This is a genomic window from Pedobacter sp. R-06 (assembly GCF_049913135.1).
In the GTDB taxonomy this organism is placed as follows: Bacteria; Bacteroidota; Bacteroidia; order Sphingobacteriales; family Sphingobacteriaceae; genus Pedobacter.
Genome location: NZ_CP183977.1, coordinates 2,676,164 through 2,694,190, shown reverse-complemented (window position 1 = coordinate 2,694,190; position 18,027 = coordinate 2,676,164). Strand labels below are relative to the sequence as shown.

General features: G+C 37.5%; 14 protein-coding genes and 1 other RNA gene. 3 read left to right on the top strand and 12 right to left on the bottom strand.

The annotated features are described in order from the left end of the window. Positions 1-2 precede the first annotated feature (2 nt). Both ACN9MR_RS11045 and ACN9MR_RS11040 read right to left on the bottom strand, forming a co-directional pair. On the bottom strand, positions 3-3,176 hold the full coding sequence (locus ACN9MR_RS11045) for a peptidase MA family metallohydrolase (RefSeq protein ID WP_426329741.1): 3,174 nt from the start codon (positions 3,174-3,176) through the stop codon (positions 3-5). 172 nt (positions 3,177-3,348) lie between these two features. Then, on the bottom strand, positions 3,349-5,799 hold the full coding sequence (locus tag ACN9MR_RS11040) for a transglycosylase domain-containing protein (protein ID WP_426329740.1): 2,451 nt from the start codon (positions 5,797-5,799) through the stop codon (positions 3,349-3,351). A 144-nt stretch (positions 5,800-5,943) separates the two neighbouring features. Here ACN9MR_RS11040 and ACN9MR_RS11035 point away from each other — a divergent pair, with 144 nt between their 5' ends. After that, complete coding sequence (locus ACN9MR_RS11035) at positions 5,944-6,822, top strand: polyphosphate kinase 2 family protein (RefSeq protein ID WP_426329739.1); 879 nt, start codon at positions 5,944-5,946, stop codon at positions 6,820-6,822. On the opposite strand, the gene rnpB is transcribed toward ACN9MR_RS11035, so the two are convergent. From rnpB to ACN9MR_RS10985, 10 genes are all read right to left on the bottom strand, one after another. After that, an RNA gene (rnpB, locus tag ACN9MR_RS11030) (RNase P RNA component class A) lies at positions 6,822-7,201 on the bottom strand. The genes ACN9MR_RS11035 and rnpB overlap by 1 nt on opposite strands. Positions 7,202-7,369: 168 nt before the next feature. Then, the gene (locus ACN9MR_RS11025) at positions 7,370-7,792 is read right to left on the bottom strand and encodes a c-type cytochrome (protein ID WP_426329738.1); all 423 of its coding nucleotides are present in this window, start codon (positions 7,790-7,792) and stop codon (positions 7,370-7,372) included. Positions 7,793-7,911: 119 nt separating this feature from the next. Beyond that, positions 7,912-8,562: an SCO family protein gene (locus ACN9MR_RS11020; RefSeq protein ID WP_426329737.1), complete on the bottom strand. Its 651-nt coding sequence runs from the start codon at positions 8,560-8,562 to the stop codon at positions 7,912-7,914. 140 nt (positions 8,563-8,702) lie between these two features. Continuing rightward, a complete protein-coding gene (locus ACN9MR_RS11015; protein ID WP_426329736.1) occupies positions 8,703-8,963 on the bottom strand; it encodes a YHS domain-containing protein in 261 nt (86 codons plus the stop codon). Positions 8,964-9,079: 116 nt separating this feature from the next. Then, on the bottom strand, positions 9,080-9,511 hold the full coding sequence (locus tag ACN9MR_RS11010) for a hypothetical protein (protein WP_426329735.1): 432 nt from the start codon (positions 9,509-9,511) through the stop codon (positions 9,080-9,082). A gap of 10 nt (positions 9,512-9,521) precedes the next feature. Further along, entirely contained in the window at positions 9,522-10,436 is a 915-nt protein-coding gene (locus tag ACN9MR_RS11005) for a transporter (RefSeq protein ID WP_426329734.1), read from the bottom strand. 25 nt (positions 10,437-10,461) lie between these two features. After that, positions 10,462-11,472, bottom strand: coding sequence for a cytochrome-c peroxidase (locus ACN9MR_RS11000; protein WP_426329733.1), 1,011 nt, complete (start codon positions 11,470-11,472; stop codon positions 10,462-10,464). A 27-nt stretch (positions 11,473-11,499) separates the two neighbouring features. After that, the gene (locus ACN9MR_RS10995) at positions 11,500-12,270 is read right to left on the bottom strand and encodes an MbnP family protein (RefSeq protein WP_426329732.1); all 771 of its coding nucleotides are present in this window, start codon (positions 12,268-12,270) and stop codon (positions 11,500-11,502) included. Positions 12,271-12,473: 203 nt separating this feature from the next. Next, the gene (locus ACN9MR_RS10990; RefSeq protein ID WP_426329731.1) at positions 12,474-12,845 is read right to left on the bottom strand and encodes a hypothetical protein; all 372 of its coding nucleotides are present in this window, start codon (positions 12,843-12,845) and stop codon (positions 12,474-12,476) included. A gap of 266 nt (positions 12,846-13,111) precedes the next feature. Then, positions 13,112-14,848, bottom strand: a complete 1,737-nt coding sequence (locus tag ACN9MR_RS10985) for a phospho-sugar mutase (RefSeq protein WP_426329730.1) — start codon at positions 14,846-14,848, stop codon at positions 13,112-13,114. A gap of 344 nt (positions 14,849-15,192) precedes the next feature. Here ACN9MR_RS10985 and ACN9MR_RS10980 point away from each other — a divergent pair, with 344 nt between their 5' ends. Both ACN9MR_RS10980 and lysA read left to right on the top strand, forming a co-directional pair. After that, positions 15,193-16,506, top strand: a complete 1,314-nt coding sequence (locus ACN9MR_RS10980; RefSeq protein WP_426329729.1) for an aspartate kinase — start codon at positions 15,193-15,195, stop codon at positions 16,504-16,506. 318 nt (positions 16,507-16,824) lie between these two features. Continuing rightward, positions 16,825-17,994 carry a diaminopimelate decarboxylase gene (lysA, locus tag ACN9MR_RS10975; protein WP_426329728.1) on the top strand — a complete coding sequence of 390 codons (1,170 nt, stop codon included), beginning with the start codon at positions 16,825-16,827 and terminating at the stop codon, positions 17,992-17,994. Positions 17,995-18,027: the final 33 nt, after the last annotated feature.

Here is an 18,027-nt window from a genome sequence, read left to right as displayed (position 1 = left end):
TTTTACCATCCTGGAGCAAATGTTAAACCAAATACACCAGTTTTAACATCTTTCCTTTGAAAAGGAATTGCATAATAAGGCTCTAATACAAAATAACCAAAAACGTTTACCCGTAACGATATACCAATACTCATTGCCGGCACACGTTCTGTAGTAGCTTGATAGGTAACAAGATTTCCTTTTTCATCTTTAGCTGGTTGGCCGTTACTATCTAATACAGGCTCTGTTGTATAGGTCGGTTCACTTTTAAACTTTACCTTGGTGTCGTTTGTCCAGGCCAATCCTGCATCAAAGAATAAATTCAGATCAGAGAATAAAAATTTAGAAGGTATTGCTGCTAACTTTTTAGGTCCTGTAAAAGGTAAGCGTACTTCGAAGTTAAAAACGGCTATTTTACTTCCTGTTAACTGGTTAATATCGAAGGATTCTGACGATTGAGCCGAGGTACTTTTGTAAATTGAGTTTGATTCGTAACCTCTAATTAAATAAGGATAACCCACATACATTGGATAAAGTCTATCTGCATCTTTACCAATTCTTAAAGTATTGTAACTTCTTACGGCAAAAGTTACAGGCTTAGCTCTCCAATATTTACGAAGATCGGCAGTTACACCAGCAAAATTATACGAACCAAAATACTTTTCCCCACTTACGCGGTACCTGAAACCATCCAGTGGACCGGTAAGACCAAAAATAGAATTATCACCAACAAAGCCGGCATTTAGCTGATAAAGCGTAAAAGAATTAAACGGAATGCCATAGTCTTGAGAAGCAACATCGTTAGAAATCCTGCTTTTGTCTGAGCCAATGTAGTAACCTGCCGAATTGTAATAATTGCTATATCGATCAACTCTATAACTATAATGCGAAAATGCACCACCCAATTCAAATCTATGTATTTTACTAAATGGATAAGCACCAAAAACCTGGAGCTGATCTTCGAAAGTTCTAATAATATCCGTTCTGTCTGCCAATGCTTTAACGGTTTGGTTATCACCTGTTGGAATATTTTCATATGCATACGACCTAAATCCTGATACATAAGGGATATGCGAAACAGCCGCACCCCAGTTTATTCTGCTTTTTTGATTAATGTAACCTACTAATCCACCAAAATCGTAAATTTCTCCGTTTACGGATAGGTTTGCTATAATTTGATTGGTACCTAATATATCGCTAAACATACCCACAATCCCCCCTGAAACACCGGTTCCGAAACGGCTGGTAGAAACGCCAACACCACTATTTGCTAAATAATCTAACCTGAATTTCGGTTTGTAAGGTACAGTTTTCATCGAATCGGCCGTTGTTTTTTCGAAACGATCAAAATTATTTAAATTAGAATTGATGATGTTTACACCAATGTTTTCCATTGGGGGAAGGATAGCAGCATCAAAATTTTCTTCCTGATTACCAATTCGTTTTGCTTTGAAACTGCTTAACTTAGCATTGTACAAAGTATAACGTTGGTAGCGATAATAGCTATACACGATATCATCAGTCGTAGACACTGAAATTGCGGGTGAAAATTCGGTAATCCCGCTAATTCCTGTAAAATAATCAGTTAACTGATCTACTGTATTATCTGCGAAATTGTACTTATATAAATTCCTAAAACCATCTCTGTTAGAAAGGAAATAGATATTTTGGCTGTTTGAAGAGAACTGAGCATTTAGGTTATTTGCTCCTGGGAAAACATTTAAATTGCTCACAGTTTTAGAAGCGATATCATAAACAGCTAGGTTTATAGGCAGTACTGCATTAACTACATTCGCTTGAATTGCCGCTCTATCTGATGAAAATACCAATTTTTTACCGTCGGGAGAGTAACTAGGTGCATAATCAGAATATACATCATTAGTAATTTGAGTAATTGTTTTAGTGTCTAAATTGTAAGAGAAGATATCACTCTGTCCTTCAACCATGCCCGAAAAAGCTACATCTTTTCCGTTTGGCGACCAGGTTAAATTACCAAATTGCTGAACCTGATCCATCGCAGTCTGAGAAACCGTAGTTCCGTTTGAAACATTAATAATCATCATCTGGTTTTTACCATGACTGAAGATACTGAAGGCAAACTGTTTACTATCCGGCGACCATGCGCCTGCAGACTCTATAAAGTTGAAATCATCAATGTGACCGTTGGAGATCTGGCTGCTCAGCTTCCTGATAATTTTCCCGGTTTTAGCATCTGCTAAAAATAAATCTATACCAAAAAGATCTTTTTCAGACATGAAAGCTAAATATTTTCCATCTGGACTAAGGGCAGGAGCAACGTTCATATTACCTGCGTTTTTATTGTCGATGATTTTTGTACCCGTAATTTTGATCTGCGAACTATCTGCTTTTAACATCGGCTTATAATGCGCATCAATCGAATTTTTCCATAAACCCGACAATGTTTTGTCATCATAGCCAAAAGTATACCTGATGGCATTTTCATAACCATATTTTGCAGTATTCTTAAACAACGGAACGATGGTGGTATCGCCGTACTGAGAACCTATGTAAGTCCAAAATGCCTGACCATATCGGTAAGGGAAATATTTATTGGAATTGGTTAAATCTTTCAATGAAGGGATATCACGGTTCAACATGGCATCGCGCATCCACATAGAAGTAAATGCATCCTTTTTTCCGATTGACAAGTATTCAGCCATACCTTCAACCATCCATAGTGGTGTTTGCCCAACATTTTCTAAGCTAATAGAATCTTTTTCGAGCAAAAGGTGGTATTGAAAAGCATGAACAAGCTCGTGACCTAAAACGTGTCTTGTTTGGCTATTTAGCTCCATAACAGGCATAATCACCCTGTTTTTTAGTGCTTCAGTTACTCCACCGGTACCAATTCCAATTTCGCCGTTAAGTGCTGTTGTTTGCTGGAAATCAGGATGGTTGTTATATAAAATAATAGGGTTTTTCTTTAAGAAAGTATCTCTAAAAACTTCCTGATGCATTTTGTACCACGTTTCGGCATCTTGCGAAAACCGTTTTAAAAGTTTCTCGTTTTTGATATAGTAATAAATTTCGAAATGAGGTGTTTGCAAAACTTTAAAGTCGAGTTTTTTATACCTTACCTTGTTTTGTCCGAAATATTGGGCCTTAACAGAAAAAGAAAGAATAAGCAAGAGCAATAAAGAAGAATATTGCTTTAATAAAGTAGAGCCTATTTTCATATGTGTGGTTTTAGTAATGAAGTTCAATAATTTATGAAAATGAAATTGTATGAGATTTGGAAAATAAAAATAGCAATTGTTTAAAACAGTATTAAAATTTTAACACTTTTTAAATTTTTTCTACTCAAAAGCGCAGATAGTTGATGTATCTGGTTATTTATCGTGATAAAAACTAAGGCTGATTGTTCTCGTTCTTTTTCCTTTCTTTTTCTTCCTGACGTTGTTTTCTTCTCAGTTCTCTTTCTTCCTTTTTGGTCAAAGGAACAGTAGCCGCCGGGGGCGTTTGCACGGGTTCAGCTTTATTTTCTTCTTTTTTTACCTCAGGTTCAACTGTTACCGGGATAACCGTTTCTGGTGTTTCAGGAACGGTAAAATCCGTAGAATCTACCGCTAAGCTATCGGTTGATGTGGTATCTCTTATAATCCTTGGGCTAGGGCAGTTATAGGTTCTCGTAATATCAACTGTTGCTTTAGGGAATGGACCATATGTATAACCGGATTTTGGATCGAGGTATACTTTCTCCATAAACTTAGCGAAAATGGGTAGTGCCGTTCTTGAACCTTCTCCTTGTTCGCCGTTTTTAAAGTGTGCCGTTCTTTCGTCACAACCCACCCAAACACCAGTTACGAGGTCTTTGGTTAAACCCATATACCATGCATCTACATAATCAGAAGAAGTACCTGTTTTACCACCAATTTGGTTGTTTTTTCTAAATAGATCTGGCCATTCCCATAATGCCTGTGAAGTACCTTCTGGCTCTTCCATACCACCACGGAACATGTAAGTCATTAACCAGGCAATTTCTTCTGTTAAAACCCTTTTTGTTTTAGGTTTAAACTCATCAATTACATTATTATCCTGATCGGTAATTTTTTCAACTAAAATGGGGTCAGTCTTGATGCCTTTATTCATGAAGGTAGCATACGCTTTTACCATTTCATAAACCGTAACATCGTTTGAACCCAAACTTACAGATGGAACAGATTCCAAATGGCTATCGATTCCACACTCGTGTGCATATTTTACAACATTATCCCAGCCCACTTTTTCGGTTACCTGAGCGGTAATGGTGTTTACTGATTTCGCCATTGCCCATCTTAAACTCATTTCACGGTACGAAACACTGTAATCAGCATTTTTTGGCTCCCAATATTTCGTTTCACCTTTATCCTGATAAGCAATTTTAACAGGTTTATCTGTAAATTTATCACAAGGACTCATACCTTGTTCTAATGCCGTTAAATAAGCAAAAGGTTTAAAAGTAGAACCTGCCTGGCGTTTAGATTGATTGACGTGATCGTATTTGAAAAATTTATGGTCTATACCACCAACCCAAACTTTAATCTTACCACTTGCGGGTTCCATGGTCATCATTCCGGTATTCATAATTTTGCCATAATAACGGATAGAATCCAAAGTGGAGAATGAAGTATCGCGATCGCCTTTGTAAGTGAAAATCTGCATCCTTTTCTTTTTATTAAAGTAAGCGGTAACAGAATCTGGATTGTTAGGGAATTTCTTCTGTAAAATTGCGTAAATCGGCAGGTTTTTCATCGCCCTGTCGGGATAATTAACCTTTTGTTTTTCCGAATCGTACCAGGGATCTTCGTTGCCCCAAACGTTATAAAACCTACGCTGCAAAATCCTCATCTGATCGGCAACTGCTTCTTCAGCATATTTTTGAAGTTTAGAATCAATAGTAGTGTAAATTTTTAATCCATCTTCATAAAGGTCGTAACCATTATCGGTACACCATTTCTCTAAGTATTTTGCCACAGCAGCCCTTAAATAAGAGTCTCCGTCGCTGCCATCCTGCATTTTACCCTCTTTTAGTTTAATCGGCTCTTTGGATAATTCGGTTAAACTATCTTTGCTCAGGTACTTGTACTTGTTCATTTGTGCAAGCACCACATTTCTTCGTTCTAAAGCTTTTGCCGGGTTTTTGGTTGGATTATATAACGTTGTGCCCTTTAGCATACCCACGAGCATGGCGGCATCTGTAGTGGCTAGATCCTTTGCTTCTTTATCAAAATAAATTCGGCTGGCTGTTTTTATCCCATAAGTATTATTACCGAAAGAAACGGTATTCAGGTACATGGTGATAATTTCATTTTTAGAATAGTTAGATTCTAACTTTACAGCAGTCATCCATTCCTTTAGTTTTACAATTAAGGTTCTTACCAAAGGTATTTTAATCAATAATCCTTGCGATTTATTATACCGCGTACGGTAAAGGTTTTTTGCCAATTGCTGGGTAATGGTACTGGCCCCGCCATCTTTTCCTAAACCAACTACTGCACGGCCAACCGCTTGCACATCAATCCCCCAATGTTTGTAGAAACGCACATCTTCGGTAGCCACCAAAGCCTGTATCACGCTTGGTGCAATTTCATTGTAATTTACAGGCGTTCTGTTTTCTTTAAAGTATCTGCCAATCAGTTTTCCATCGGCAGTATAAAGTTCCGAGCCTACACGAAGGGTAGGTGCTTTAATATCTCTAACACTTGGTGAGTAGCCAAATAGCCACAAAAAGTTTAATTGAAGGGCAGAAAAGAAAATTATTATAAAAAATAAAACTATTGTAGAATAACGTAAGTACTTGTTTTTTATCTCTTTAAACATATTGGATAAGATGATCTTTAGGTAAAAGCTGTGGCGTTAAATATAAAAAACTCTATATGCAAATTAACGTATTTAATTTACTTATTTTTTAGTTCTATATTTAAATTATTGATGCATCGATTTATCTAAAAACAATACATGATTATGAAAAACGAATTTAAAGGATTAATTGTACAAGGCGATAAGAAATTTTCTTTAAAAAACCACAAAACAGATTATACTGGCGGTTATAATAAAGAAAAAGCTAAAGATGCGCTGGTGAATTCGAAAATAGAACTCAATCATTTACAGGAGAAATTATATGCATCTGGAAAACATTCTGTTCTGATTATTTTTCAGGCGATGGATGCCGCAGGGAAAGATAGCGCAATTGAGCATGTAATGAGCGGATTAAATCCACAGGGATGCCAGGTTTATACTTTTAAAGTGCCAACATCAGAAGAATATGAACATGATTTTTTGTGGAGGCATTATAAAGCTTTGCCAGAACGTGGTAGGATAGGTATTCATAACCGTTCGCATTATGAGAACGTTTTGGTTTGTAAGGTGCATCCCGAATATGTTTTAAGCGAAAATATCCCAGAGCTTAATGATGTAAAAAAGATCAATAAAAGCTTTTGGCAACAGCGCTATAAGAGTATCAGAAATTTTGAGGAGCATCTAACGGCCAATGGAACAGTAATTCTGAAGTTTTTTTTAAATGTAAGTAAGGATGAACAAAAACAACGTTTCTTGGAACGTATAGATGATCCTACTAAAAACTGGAAATTCTCTTCAGGCGATATTAAAGAAAGGGCCTTATGGGATAAGTATATGGAGGCCTATCAGGATGCAATTAACGAAACAAGTACAGCAGAATCGCCTTGGCACATCATACCTGCCGATAAAAAATGGTTTGCCCGACTGGCAATAAGTGAAATTATTGAAGATAAATTAAAAAGCCTGGACCTGAAGTTTCCTGTTTTAGGCGAAGCAGAAGTGGCCAAACTCGACGAAACAAAAAGTATTTTATTAAGTGAATAAAAAAATGCAGGTCTATAAGCCGGGTTCTGTTTCCTAATTGCTCAGGATTTCTATCATTTATCCACTATAAACGTTGCCGTTTATCTCTAACGACCTACCCACTAACATCGGACGGGCAGCCCTACGTACGTTAGCCTATTTGGTCTTTCAACTCCCGGGGTTTACAAACCACTACAGTCGCCTGTAATGCTCGTGCGCTCTTACCGCACGTTTTCACCCTTGCTCCGATAAATCGGGGCGGTATATTTTCTGTTGCACTAATCCGTAATTCAGGTTTTCATTCCTGAACCCCTTTCCGTTAGAAAGCGGGATGCCCTGCGTTGCCCGGACTTTCCTCTCTTCCGGTTTTACCCGAAACAGCGATAGAACAACCTGCATTTTGCGCAAAGATGAGTTTTTTTAACCACAAAGGCACAAAGAACACGAAGATTTTATTGTTGGGCAATCGTCATGCTAAGGCTTGAGTATTATAAAATGTAGTTAAGTAGCAATGACAGACCGTAAGACATCTATCCATTTCGCGATACTTCAGTCGAAATGCCTGGATTTATTTACAATTCTGCAAATCTTTCGAAATCTCCGCGTAAGGCACAAATCCCTGCTTATTTCCAAACGAATTGGTAATATAAACCATTACCTGTGCTACATCAATATCAGCTAGTTCGGGGAAAGCGGGCATTTTTTCTTTGTATTCTTTTCCGTGGACGATCAAAGATTCATTCGCACCGTTTTTGATAAAACAGGCTAAGCGTTTTTTGTTTGTTTTTAAAAATACCGAATCGGTTAATGGAGGTGCTAGCTCACCCAACCCTTCACCATTTTCGCCGTGACAATTCTGGCACTTGGTTTTATAAATATCCTTTCCGTTCGACATGTAATTCTGCAGATCGATTGTTTCTTGATTTTGGCAAGATACAATGATGCCTATAATGAAAAGGAAAAAGATTGAATTGATGATGTACTTGCGCATGGCGTTTTGTTGTAAAAATCGTCATTTCGAGCGTAGTGAAATCTAATAGATTTCTCTCCCGAAAGTTCGGGACTGCACTTCATCCGATAGCTATCGAATCGAAATGACGATTTGGATTATTACTTTTTATATTCGGCCAATAAAACAGGGATATCCTTTTTCAACTGTTCTACCTGCTCTTCTTTAGTGCCATCATAAGCACCGCGTATCCGTCTGTCCTTGTCTATTAAAACCAGGTATCCTTGATGAATATAACCATCTTTTGCCGTACTATCTTCACCAACAGCTACTAAGTAGTTTTTTTCTGCCAGGGTATAAACGCTGTCTTTACTGCCGTAAAGGAATAGCCATTTCGGACCGTCTACACCTAATTTTTTAGCGTATTTTTTCAGCACGTGAGGTCTGTCATATTTAAAATCGATGGTGTGTGATACAAACATCACATCCGGATTAGTTTTAAATTCATTGTAAACCGTCATTAGGTTGCGGTGCATGGTAGGGCAGATAGTGGTACAAGAAGTAAAGAAAAAATCAGCAATGTAGATTTTACCATCTGTTGCCTTGTTCGTTGTTACTATGCTATCCTGGTTTAAAAAAGACCAATTTGGAATAGTTTGGTAAACAGTATCAATTTTCTCTATTCCAGCTGCATCTCTAACTGTTTCAGCATGACGCTCGCCATAAAAAGGAAGTTTTCTCTCCTGTTTACATGCGGTAAATACGGAAATAGCCAATAGTGATGTAGCTAAATAAGCAGTGATTTTATTCATGATTTTATGTTAAAAATGTAAATATACAAGGTAATTTGGTCTAGAAGGTTATTTGTTTAAAAAGTCTGAGGTCGGGCGTCCGGCGACCGAGGTCTGAATGTTCAAAATGTTTTCCGACTCCGGTCTTCTGACTCCTGACTTTACTTATGAATGTATTTCGCTGGCTCTGCTGCAAATTTCTGTTTACAGCTTTCTGAACAAAAATTATAGGTGACTTTATTATAAACCGTAGTTTTAGCTGTTTCAGCTTTTACTTTCATTTTACAGACTGGATCTACGAGTACTTTTTTCGCTGAATCGATCAGGTTTGGTTTTGAGTTATCGATTACCGTCTTCGCACTTAATTTTAATGATACTGTTGCTAATCCAATTAGGATTACGATAAGATTTAATTTTTTCATTTTAAATTCTCTTTAATTGACTAATTTCTTTGAAAGTCCAGGGTCTGGCATCAGAAGACTGACGTTTTGGTATGCTCATAAACTTCCGACTTCGGACCTCTGACTTCCCGACTATTTTATTTAACCTGATATACGTTTATCAACGAATCTGATTCCCTCGTAATCTTGATATAACTATCTTCAACAGCTCTTATTTTTACCATTTCCGATTTGTAATAGTCAAGATCTTCCTGTTCGGTTTTTCCTTTAAAATCGTCTTTGAAGAAGTGCATCCAATCCATCATTTTCTCATCAGCTGCATTTAATCGTATAATTAAATCGTTGATTTTTTGTTTCTGTAGTACCGAATCCTGAGCAAGTTTAATCTGATCTGAAAGTAGGAGCTTATCTAATTTCATTTTATTCTTCACTACTTTTTCTCCATCAATCATTAATTTATCGTGGATGTTAAGTACTTCCTGGCGTATCGCTTTCGAATCAGGTTCCGTTTTACAGGAAAAAAGAAGCGCTGTTGTTATGCTTAACAACAAAATATTTAATCTTTTCATATGCTATGATTTAAAAATTATAAGTAATTCCAACATAAACCTTTCCGGCACTCATTGGGTGATCGGTTTCAGCTTCCCAAATGTTTTTTTGAATACCTGCATTTAACGCTACATTTTTATAAAAAACGTCTACACCTGCGCCGCCCATTAGGTTATTCATAACGTGTTCTCCGGTTTTTTGACCTTGGTATTTTTCTCCGCCAGAATATTCATAAAAAAACTGCGCTGATGGCATAATCTGAACATCTTTACCAATCCTTTGGGTATAAAAAATATTGAGGAAACTGGTGGTGCTGTTAGCAATACCCTCATCGCGGCTGTTGGTTCCGTTAACCTTGTAAGACGTATTTAAACTCGCCCCAAATTTGCCCAAACCTACCATATAGTTTAGGTATACAAAAGCATCGGTACTTCCTGTTCCGGCCTGCATCAACGAAGAATAACGGATACCTGCCGTATTTTTGAAGTCGTTTTTGCCTGTTGGCAATTTTATACCGGCGCCCGCAATCAATTGTTGTTTAAAATTATCTTCAAGCTTTTGCACGAGATGGTAACCTGCATACAGATTAATATCGCCCAGGCTAGAAATAGAGGAGGTATATCCATTATAGCGCTCGCTATTGGAAACATAAGGTAAAATGGCATTGATTTCCAGTTTGCTATTGATGAAATATTTACCTCTAACCTCTAAAGAACGGTAAAGTTCATAATCATCTGGATTGCCATTATGATTGGTTATAGGCGAATCCTGGCTTCGCGCTGGGATAAAGAAATTTCCTCCATTCGGGAATAATGAATGTGATTGTCCCTCGTAACCGCTAAACGAACGGTAACGGTATAAAACGCTGATGCTGTTACGGTTGTAATAAGGGGTGATGCCCATAAAACAGCCGCAGATATCGCAGGCAAAAACTTGGCCGCTCATGAGTATGAAAACTAAAATCAATAGTTTACGACTCGCTGTATAGTGTATTTTTAATAAATTCATTGTCTGTTAGTGTTTTTAAAAAAGCTTTGATCTGCTCTTTTTCTGTTGTATTTAAAGGGATACCATTTTTCAATTGTGCATCAAGATTTGTTGAGGCTTTTACGCCAGAATTGTAATGCTCTAAAACCTCGTCCAAACTGTAAAAGCGCCCATCGTGCATGTATGGGCTGGTATATTCGATATTGCGTAAAGTAGGTACCCGGAATTTTCCAAAGTCCGAAGCTACACCTGTAATGTGTGAACGCCCTTCATCAGTACTTACCAGATCCAATCCATTACTGCGGTAAGAAAAATCGGTAAAAAATGGTTCTGCATGGCAGGAGGTGCATTTTTCTTTGAACAGATTGTAACCCGCCAATTCTGCTGAGGTAAAAGAAACACCACTATCTTTGCGCATTACTTTATCGTATTTCGAATTGCCCGAAACCAGTACTGCCGTAAATTGGGTAATCGACTTTAAAATCAGCTGCGAATTAATTTCTGTTGAACCAAAAGCCTGCTTAAATAAATCAGGGTAAGGAGCCGTGTTTTTCAGGAACGCAACGATTGTTTGTATATCAGTACCCATTTCGCAGGCATCGGTAATGGCGTTGAGTGGCGAAGTTTCGATGTTTTTTACACCGCCGTCCCAAAAGAAAGCTTTTTGCCAGGCCAGATTAAAAAGTGGAGGCGTATTCCGTTTTCCCTGGCAATTATTTACACCATGACTCACTTTATGATCAAGTTGTGTAAAAGCAGCAAATTGCTGATGACAACTTCCACATGAAACGCTTTTATCGGCCGATAAGCGGGCTTCGTAAAATAACTTCTTGCCCAGTGCAAAACCTGCATTGCTTAGTTTATTATCTTCGAAATTGTATACCGGAGTAGGGAAGTTGGCAGGAACCGAAAAGGTAATTTTCTTTTCTTCCGGCGTTACTTCGTCTTCATTCTTACTACAGGCATACATCAACGCAATGCTTAAAATAAGCATTGCGAAGACAGTAATTTTCCTTAACATTTAGTTGTGAATGTGATCTAAACGAAATAGTCCATTTGCATAGTTATTGGCTACAATTACGGAATTTGCCCCACCCATGGTCATATTCAAAGTAGCAAAACTCACATCGGTTTTACCTGTAAATAATGCGGCTGCATTTACCTTAAAGTGCATATTCGGTTTGCCATCTGTTCTCACACGAAGTGGATTTGCCGCATTAATCTCCGTAGCAAAAGTTCTAATGGTATTGTTTGGATCGGTAACGCCACCAATGTGGAAGGTAAGTGTATTTCCAGGTGCGAGAGATTGCGGTGAAGTTCCTTCTAATTTAACAAATATGTAACCGCTGTTCCAAGTCCAGAACATGCCATTGATCGGATCTAGGGCACCAGTTTGTGCACCAGCAAAATTACGGGCATAATCTACCCCGATGGTATATTCAATTTTGGTATAATCGCCCGTTGGAACATCTTTTAGTGTAATATTTGTCGATTCTTCTTTCGATGCATCAATTAAGAAATAACTTTCAGGAATGAGGTAAGTGGTGCCGTCAGCCTTGCTCAATTTGATATTACTTACATAGTATTTAAATACATTGATCTTAAAATCTTCGCCTTTGGCATTTTTGTAAGTTGTGGTGTTTAAAACCAAAGGACTTCCGTTTACCTGATTTTCGAATTCAATAGAGAAGGTAGATTTGGTATCTGCGGCAACCTCGTCGGTGCTTTTTTTACAAGAAGATAATAGTATAATAGGGCATAACAATGCCAAAAAGTATTGTGATAATTTCATTTTAAGAAAATTGGATAAGTAAAAATTAATTTATTGTCATTCTGAATGCAATGAAGAATCTCTCTGGCATTTCAGCAGAAATTAATATTACAGAAAAGACAGTTCTGTGGTTCTTAGAAATGAGATTCTTCGCTCTGCTCAGAATGACAATAGCCAATCTTAGCGATAGCACAAGCTTTCACATTAAAACCATAAAAAATTACTTAAACCGTTTTCGGTGGATGAAAAATAGAAATAGAAAGATCCTTAACCGGCTTTTCGATATAAAGATTTTCTGAAGTGATGATAAAATAGGGAAGATGGTGGTTTAAAACTACCGTCTGAAATCTGGGTTCAGCTTCTGCAACTCTTTTCAGGTTTTCCTGAGCCTGTTTGTTTTTACCCTCAAGCTCTTTTAGTTTTTTAGCCAGGAAACATTGTCCATCGCAATGGAGCTCAGGATGTTCTTTATTAATACAAAATACACTCGTAATATATTCTTTGTTCATTTTATAACCAGAATAGATCACTAATTGCATGGCGCCGTTAGAAACGGTACATGTAATGATAAGATATATTAAGATTTTTTTGAACATGATATTGCGCTGCAAAAGTATTAAAGAATTTGGTTGCAGCAAAGAAAAAATAAGAAAGACGCAGCACTTTTTGATATTAAAAACTCTTGTCTGGTCTTAGCGTCTCGCTTAGGCTTTATTATTTGCCGCGGAAACTTGAGAACACAAATAAATTGAAGAAAATAATGTCGTCATTTCGAGCGGAGTGAAACGCAGTCGAGAAATCTATTTATAGATAGATCTCTCCATTCTGCTGTGCTTCAGTCGAGATGACGACACTAAGAAAACTATGCCTGCAAATCAGCCATTACCGCTTTAATTTTTTCTCCAAGCTGCGCATTAACCTTATCAAAGTCTTTTCTATCCGCTAAAGGCGCATTAACGCTGCAGTAGAATTTAATTTTTGGCTCTGTTCCACTTGGGCGTGCAGAAACGATACTGCCATCTTCAGTAATAAATTGTAAAACATCAGAAGTTGGGTAATCAAGTTTGGTTACTTTTCCGGTTGCCAAATCAGTCTCCTGACTTAATTCGTAATCTTTCAGTACTGAAACTTTCGAACCGCCCAATGTTGCAGGAGGGTTTTCCCTGAATTTAACCATCATCGCTTTAATTTCTTCAGCTCCTGATTTGCCTTTTTTGGTTAATGAAACCAGGTCTTCTTTGTAAAGGCCGTATTCTACGTACATATCTAATAATGCATTGTATAAACTTGCACCCTTATCTTTGTAATAAGCAGTCATTTCAGAGATAAAAGCCGCAGAAACCACCGCATCTTTATCACGTACCAAATCGCCGATTAAATAACCATAACTCTCTTCTCCACCACCAATAAAGTATTTCTTACCTTCTAGTTCTGTCATTAACTGACCGATATATTTAAACCCAGTTAAGGTATTGTAGTAGGTTACATTTTTCTTTTTGGCAATTTCTTCGATCAGGTTAGAGGTTACAATGGTTTTCACAATAAACTGATTGCCATCTAATTTACCACTGTCTTGCCAGGCTGATAGCAGGTAATTAATTAATAAACTGCCAGTTTGGTTACCATTAAGCAGCACCCACTCGCCATTATTATCTTTTACTGCAATACCTACACGGTCAGCATCAGGATCGGTAGCCAAAACTAAATCGGCATCAATTTCTTTTGCTTTATTCATCGCCAAGGTCAATGCATCTTTTTCCTCTGGGTTTGGATACACTACAGTAGGAAAATTTCCATCTGGTGTGCTTTGTTCTTCAACCAGGGTTACATTTGTAAAACCAAACTGAGCCAAAGCTTTTGGTACCAGCGTAATTCCAGTTCCGTGAATAGGAGAATATACAATTTTTAAATCGTGCTGTCTTTTAATGGCTTCCGGAGAAATCGAAAGTGCAGTGATTCCATCTAAATACAGTTTATCTACATCTTCGCCAATCAGTTCGATATTGGCTTCAACGCGGTCGAATTTAACTTCATCAATACTTTTAATCTTATTTACTTCATCGATCACCAATTTATCATCAGGAGAAGTAAACTGACCCCCATCAGCACCATAAGCCTTATAACCATTATATTCTTTAGGATTATGGGAGGCTGTGAGCATTACACCGCTTTTGCAGCCAAAATGGCGCACAGCGAAAGAAAGTTCTGGAGTTGGTCTTAATGCAGAGAAAAAATAAACGTGGATTCCGTTTGCAGAGAAAACATCAGCTGTAATTTTAGCGAAATAATCAGAGTTGTTACGACTATCGTGGGCAATAGCAACCTTGATTTTTTCGTTAGGATATTTGTTGTTTAAATAATTCGCTAATCCCTGTGTAGCCGTTCCAATAGTGTACTTGTTGATGCGATTGGAACCTGCACCCATAATTCCACGTAAACCGCCCGTTCCGAACTCTAAACTTCTATAAAATGCATCTGTTAATTCGGTAGTTGCATCTCTATCCACAAGGGCTTGTATTTCTGCCTTGGTATTTTCATCATAATTTCCACTTAACCACTGATTAATTGTGGCTTGTGTTGATTGGTCAATTGCCTGCATTGAGCTGTTTTTTAAATTTAATATCTGGTGTTGAACAAATTTTATTGAATGATGTTTGGTTGAAACGTATTTATTTCAACTCATCCAAATTTTATTTTGTTGAGGGTGTTGCTTTTAAGCTGCTTTTGTTTAATTTCACGCCCCGATACAATAATAAAGAAAATCCAGTATTAATGTGAGGCGAATGTAACTTTTTTAAAATAGTTGTAAAACAGGTAAAATTAGCGTCGTTTGATCTTGGGTAAAAACAATTAATAAATAGATGAAACCATCATGATTTCAAATCACACTTGGGATAAAAAATCTGATAGCTTCATTACAGTTAAAAAACAATAGGCAAGTAAATGAAAATATTAAAATTTGGGGGTACTTCCGTAGGTAGTCCTGAGCGCATGACGAAGTTGTTGGATATCGTTAATCCAAATGAAGAGCAGATTGTAGTATTATCGGCCGTGTCTGGTACTACAAATAGTTTAGTAGAAATTGCAAATTATTTTTTAGCTGGAGATAAGAAGAAGGGAAGCGAGTGCGTCGAAAATCTATACCAAAAATATAAAGCTTTTGTTGTTGAATTACTGCCTGCTGCCGAATTTCAAGAGCAGGGAAATGAAGTAATCGATTATCACTTCGGTTTCTTAGCTGGCGTAGCGAACGATATTTTTACTTCAATTGAAGAAAAAGTAGTGTTGGCTCAGGGTGAATTATTGTCTACAACGCTATATCATATCTATTTAAAGTCAATTGGTGTACCATCGGTATTGTTGCCAGCTTTGGATTTTATGAAAACAGATGAGGATAACGAACCTGATATTCCTTTTACAACGAAACATTTAATGCCACTTTTGGAGCAGCATAAAGACAATAAATTATTTATCACACAAGGTTACATCTGTCGTAACAGTTTTGGCGAGGTAGATAATCTACGTCGCGGTGGTAGTGATTATACTGCATCATTATTAGGTGCAGCAATTCTGGCTGAAGAAGTTCAAATCTGGACGGATATTGACGGCATGCACAACAACGATCCACGTATTGTTAAAGGCACTAAACCAATTGCACAGTTATCTTTTGATGAAGCAGCCGAGTTGGCTTATTTTGGCGCAAAGATTTTACATCCTCAATCGGTTTTCCCAGCACAGAAATATAAAATTCCGGTTCGTTTGTTAAACACGATGGAACCTTCAGCTGCAGGTACTTTGATTACCCACGATAGCGAAAAAGGAAAAATTAAATCAATAGCAGCGAAAGATGGCATCACGGCAATCCGTATCCAATCGAGCCGTATGTTGTTGGCTTATGGTTTCTTACGCAGGGTTTTTGAAGTTTTTGAGCGTTATAAAACACCGATCGATATGATTACCACTTCTGAGGTTGCCGTATCACTAACGATAGATGAAACAGCCCATTTACCTCAAATTATCGAAGAACTGGAAAGTTTCGGAACAGTAGAAGTAGATACCAACCACAGTATCGTATGTGTGGTGGGCGATTTCGGTTCGGAGAAGCATGGTTTCGCCAGCAGGGTTTTAGAAGGTTTAAAACACATTCCGATCCGTATGATTTCTTACGGAGGAAGCAACTACAACGTTTCGCTTTTAATATTAAGTGAATATAAAACCGAAGCTTTAAGAAGCCTGCACAATAGGTTATTCGAATAAAAGGAAAAAAGTGCCTACAGCCACTAGGAAGCCTATAAGGAAGTGAAAAGCCAGAAAGCTTGCCGGTAGCAAACCATTTTTATGTTTTTTGTAAGAGTTATACAATCCTGCAGAAAGAATAAAAATAATAAATATGGCGGCGGCTATCTTCATTTTTTGATAAATAAGAGGAACAGTACAATGAAGAGTAACACGATAAAAAACCGGATTTTTCCATTGTATTGTTTCTGGGTAATTCTTCCATGCTTTAAATCCAGGTAGTTACCCAAATAAATTAGCCCAAAGAATAAAATTAAAATTATAATAAGGAATTTGAACATGTTCGCCGATAAAGATATATCAAAGTTTAACAATATAGAAACGCCTTTTTACTACTATGATACCGATCTGTTGCAAAAAACCTTGCGCACTTGCGCAGATGCAGCGGCTCCATATCAATTTCACATTCACTATGCACTAAAAGCAAATTTTAATGCTGTGCTGTTAAACCAGATCAAAGAGATTGGTTTCGGTGCAGATTGCGTGAGTGCAGGAGAGGTGAGAAGAGCAGTTGAAGTAGGTTTCGATCACAAAAAAATCGTTTTTGCCGGAGTAGGTAAATCGGATAAAGAAATCAACGAAGCCCTTGATCTTGATATTTTCTGCTTTAACGTAGAATCTATCCAGGAATTAGAAGTGCTAAATGAACTTGCCGGTAAAAAAGGTAAAACAGCTCAGGTGGCTATCCGCATTAACCCTAATGTTGATGCACATACCCACCACAACATTACCACTGGTTTGGATGAGAATAAATTTGGGATCAACTCCTGGGATTTGCCGGAGTGCGCAGAAACTCTAAAAGCCTCGTCTAACCTAAAGTTTATCGGTATCCACTTTCATATCGGTTCTCAGATAACCAATCTGGATGTATACAAAAACCTTTGCGTTCGCGTAAACGAATTTGCAGCCTGGTTTGAAGATAAAGGTTTTAACCTAAAAGTATTAAATGTTGGTGGCGGTTTAGGCATCGATTATTACAATCCCGATCACCAGATTCCTGATTTTGAATCTTATTTTAAGATTTTTAATGAATTTTTGACTGTTAAACCTGGTCAGGAAGTACATTTTGAACTGGGCAGGGCATTGGTTGGTCAATCGGCTTCATTGATTACCCGTGTACTTTACATTAAAAAAGGAAAGAAGAAAAATTTCGTGGTTTTAGATGCTGGTATGACTGAATTGATGCGCCCAGCCTTATATCAAGCTTATCATAAAATTGAAAATCTTAGTCAGTCTGGACTAGGAAGTCCGAAGTCCGAAGTTGTTAAATACGATATTGTAGGACCGATCTGCGAGAGCACCGATTGCTTTGGTAAAGAAGTGGAGCAACCTGAATCGTTCAGGGGTGACGTTTTTGCCATTCGTAGTGCTGGCGCCTATGGAGAGGTGATGGCTTCGAAGTATAACCTAAGGGATGCAATAAGATCTGTTTATAGTTCAGAGATATAGATTGCCACATTGAGCCTGTCGAAATGCTTCAAA

What these genes read in the sequence shown, in the direction of transcription:
- ACN9MR_RS11000 (WP_426329733.1), bottom strand. Translation starts at nt 11,472, where the DNA reads ATGCTTATTTTAAGCATTGCGTTGATGTATGCCTGTAGTAAGAATGAA.
- ACN9MR_RS11005 (WP_426329734.1), bottom strand. Translation starts at nt 10,436, where the DNA reads ATGAGCGGCCAAGTTTTTGCCTGCGATATCTGCGGCTGTTTTATGGGC.
- ACN9MR_RS11020 (WP_426329737.1), bottom strand. Translation starts at nt 8,562, where the DNA reads ATGAATAAAATCACTGCTTATTTAGCTACATCACTATTGGCTATTTCC.
- ACN9MR_RS11035 (WP_426329739.1), top strand. Translation starts at nt 5,944, where the DNA reads ATGAAAAACGAATTTAAAGGATTAATTGTACAAGGCGATAAGAAATTT.
- ACN9MR_RS11045 (WP_426329741.1), bottom strand. Translation starts at nt 3,176, where the DNA reads ATGAAAATAGGCTCTACTTTATTAAAGCAATATTCTTCTTTATTGCTC.
- ACN9MR_RS10980 (WP_426329729.1), top strand. Translation starts at nt 15,193, where the DNA reads ATGAAAATATTAAAATTTGGGGGTACTTCCGTAGGTAGTCCTGAGCGC.
- ACN9MR_RS11010 (WP_426329735.1), bottom strand. Translation starts at nt 9,511, where the DNA reads ATGAAAAGATTAAATATTTTGTTGTTAAGCATAACAACAGCGCTTCTT.
- lysA (WP_426329728.1), top strand. Translation starts at nt 16,825, where the DNA reads ATGTTCGCCGATAAAGATATATCAAAGTTTAACAATATAGAAACGCCT.
- ACN9MR_RS10985 (WP_426329730.1), bottom strand. Translation starts at nt 14,848, where the DNA reads ATGCAGGCAATTGACCAATCAACACAAGCCACAATTAATCAGTGGTTA.
- ACN9MR_RS11040 (WP_426329740.1), bottom strand. Translation starts at nt 5,799, where the DNA reads ATGTTTAAAGAGATAAAAAACAAGTACTTACGTTATTCTACAATAGTT.
- ACN9MR_RS11015 (WP_426329736.1), bottom strand. Translation starts at nt 8,963, where the DNA reads ATGAAAAAATTAAATCTTATCGTAATCCTAATTGGATTAGCAACAGTA.
- ACN9MR_RS10995 (WP_426329732.1), bottom strand. Translation starts at nt 12,270, where the DNA reads ATGAAATTATCACAATACTTTTTGGCATTGTTATGCCCTATTATACTA.
- ACN9MR_RS10990 (WP_426329731.1), bottom strand. Translation starts at nt 12,845, where the DNA reads ATGTTCAAAAAAATCTTAATATATCTTATCATTACATGTACCGTTTCT.
- ACN9MR_RS11025 (WP_426329738.1), bottom strand. Translation starts at nt 7,792, where the DNA reads ATGCGCAAGTACATCATCAATTCAATCTTTTTCCTTTTCATTATAGGC.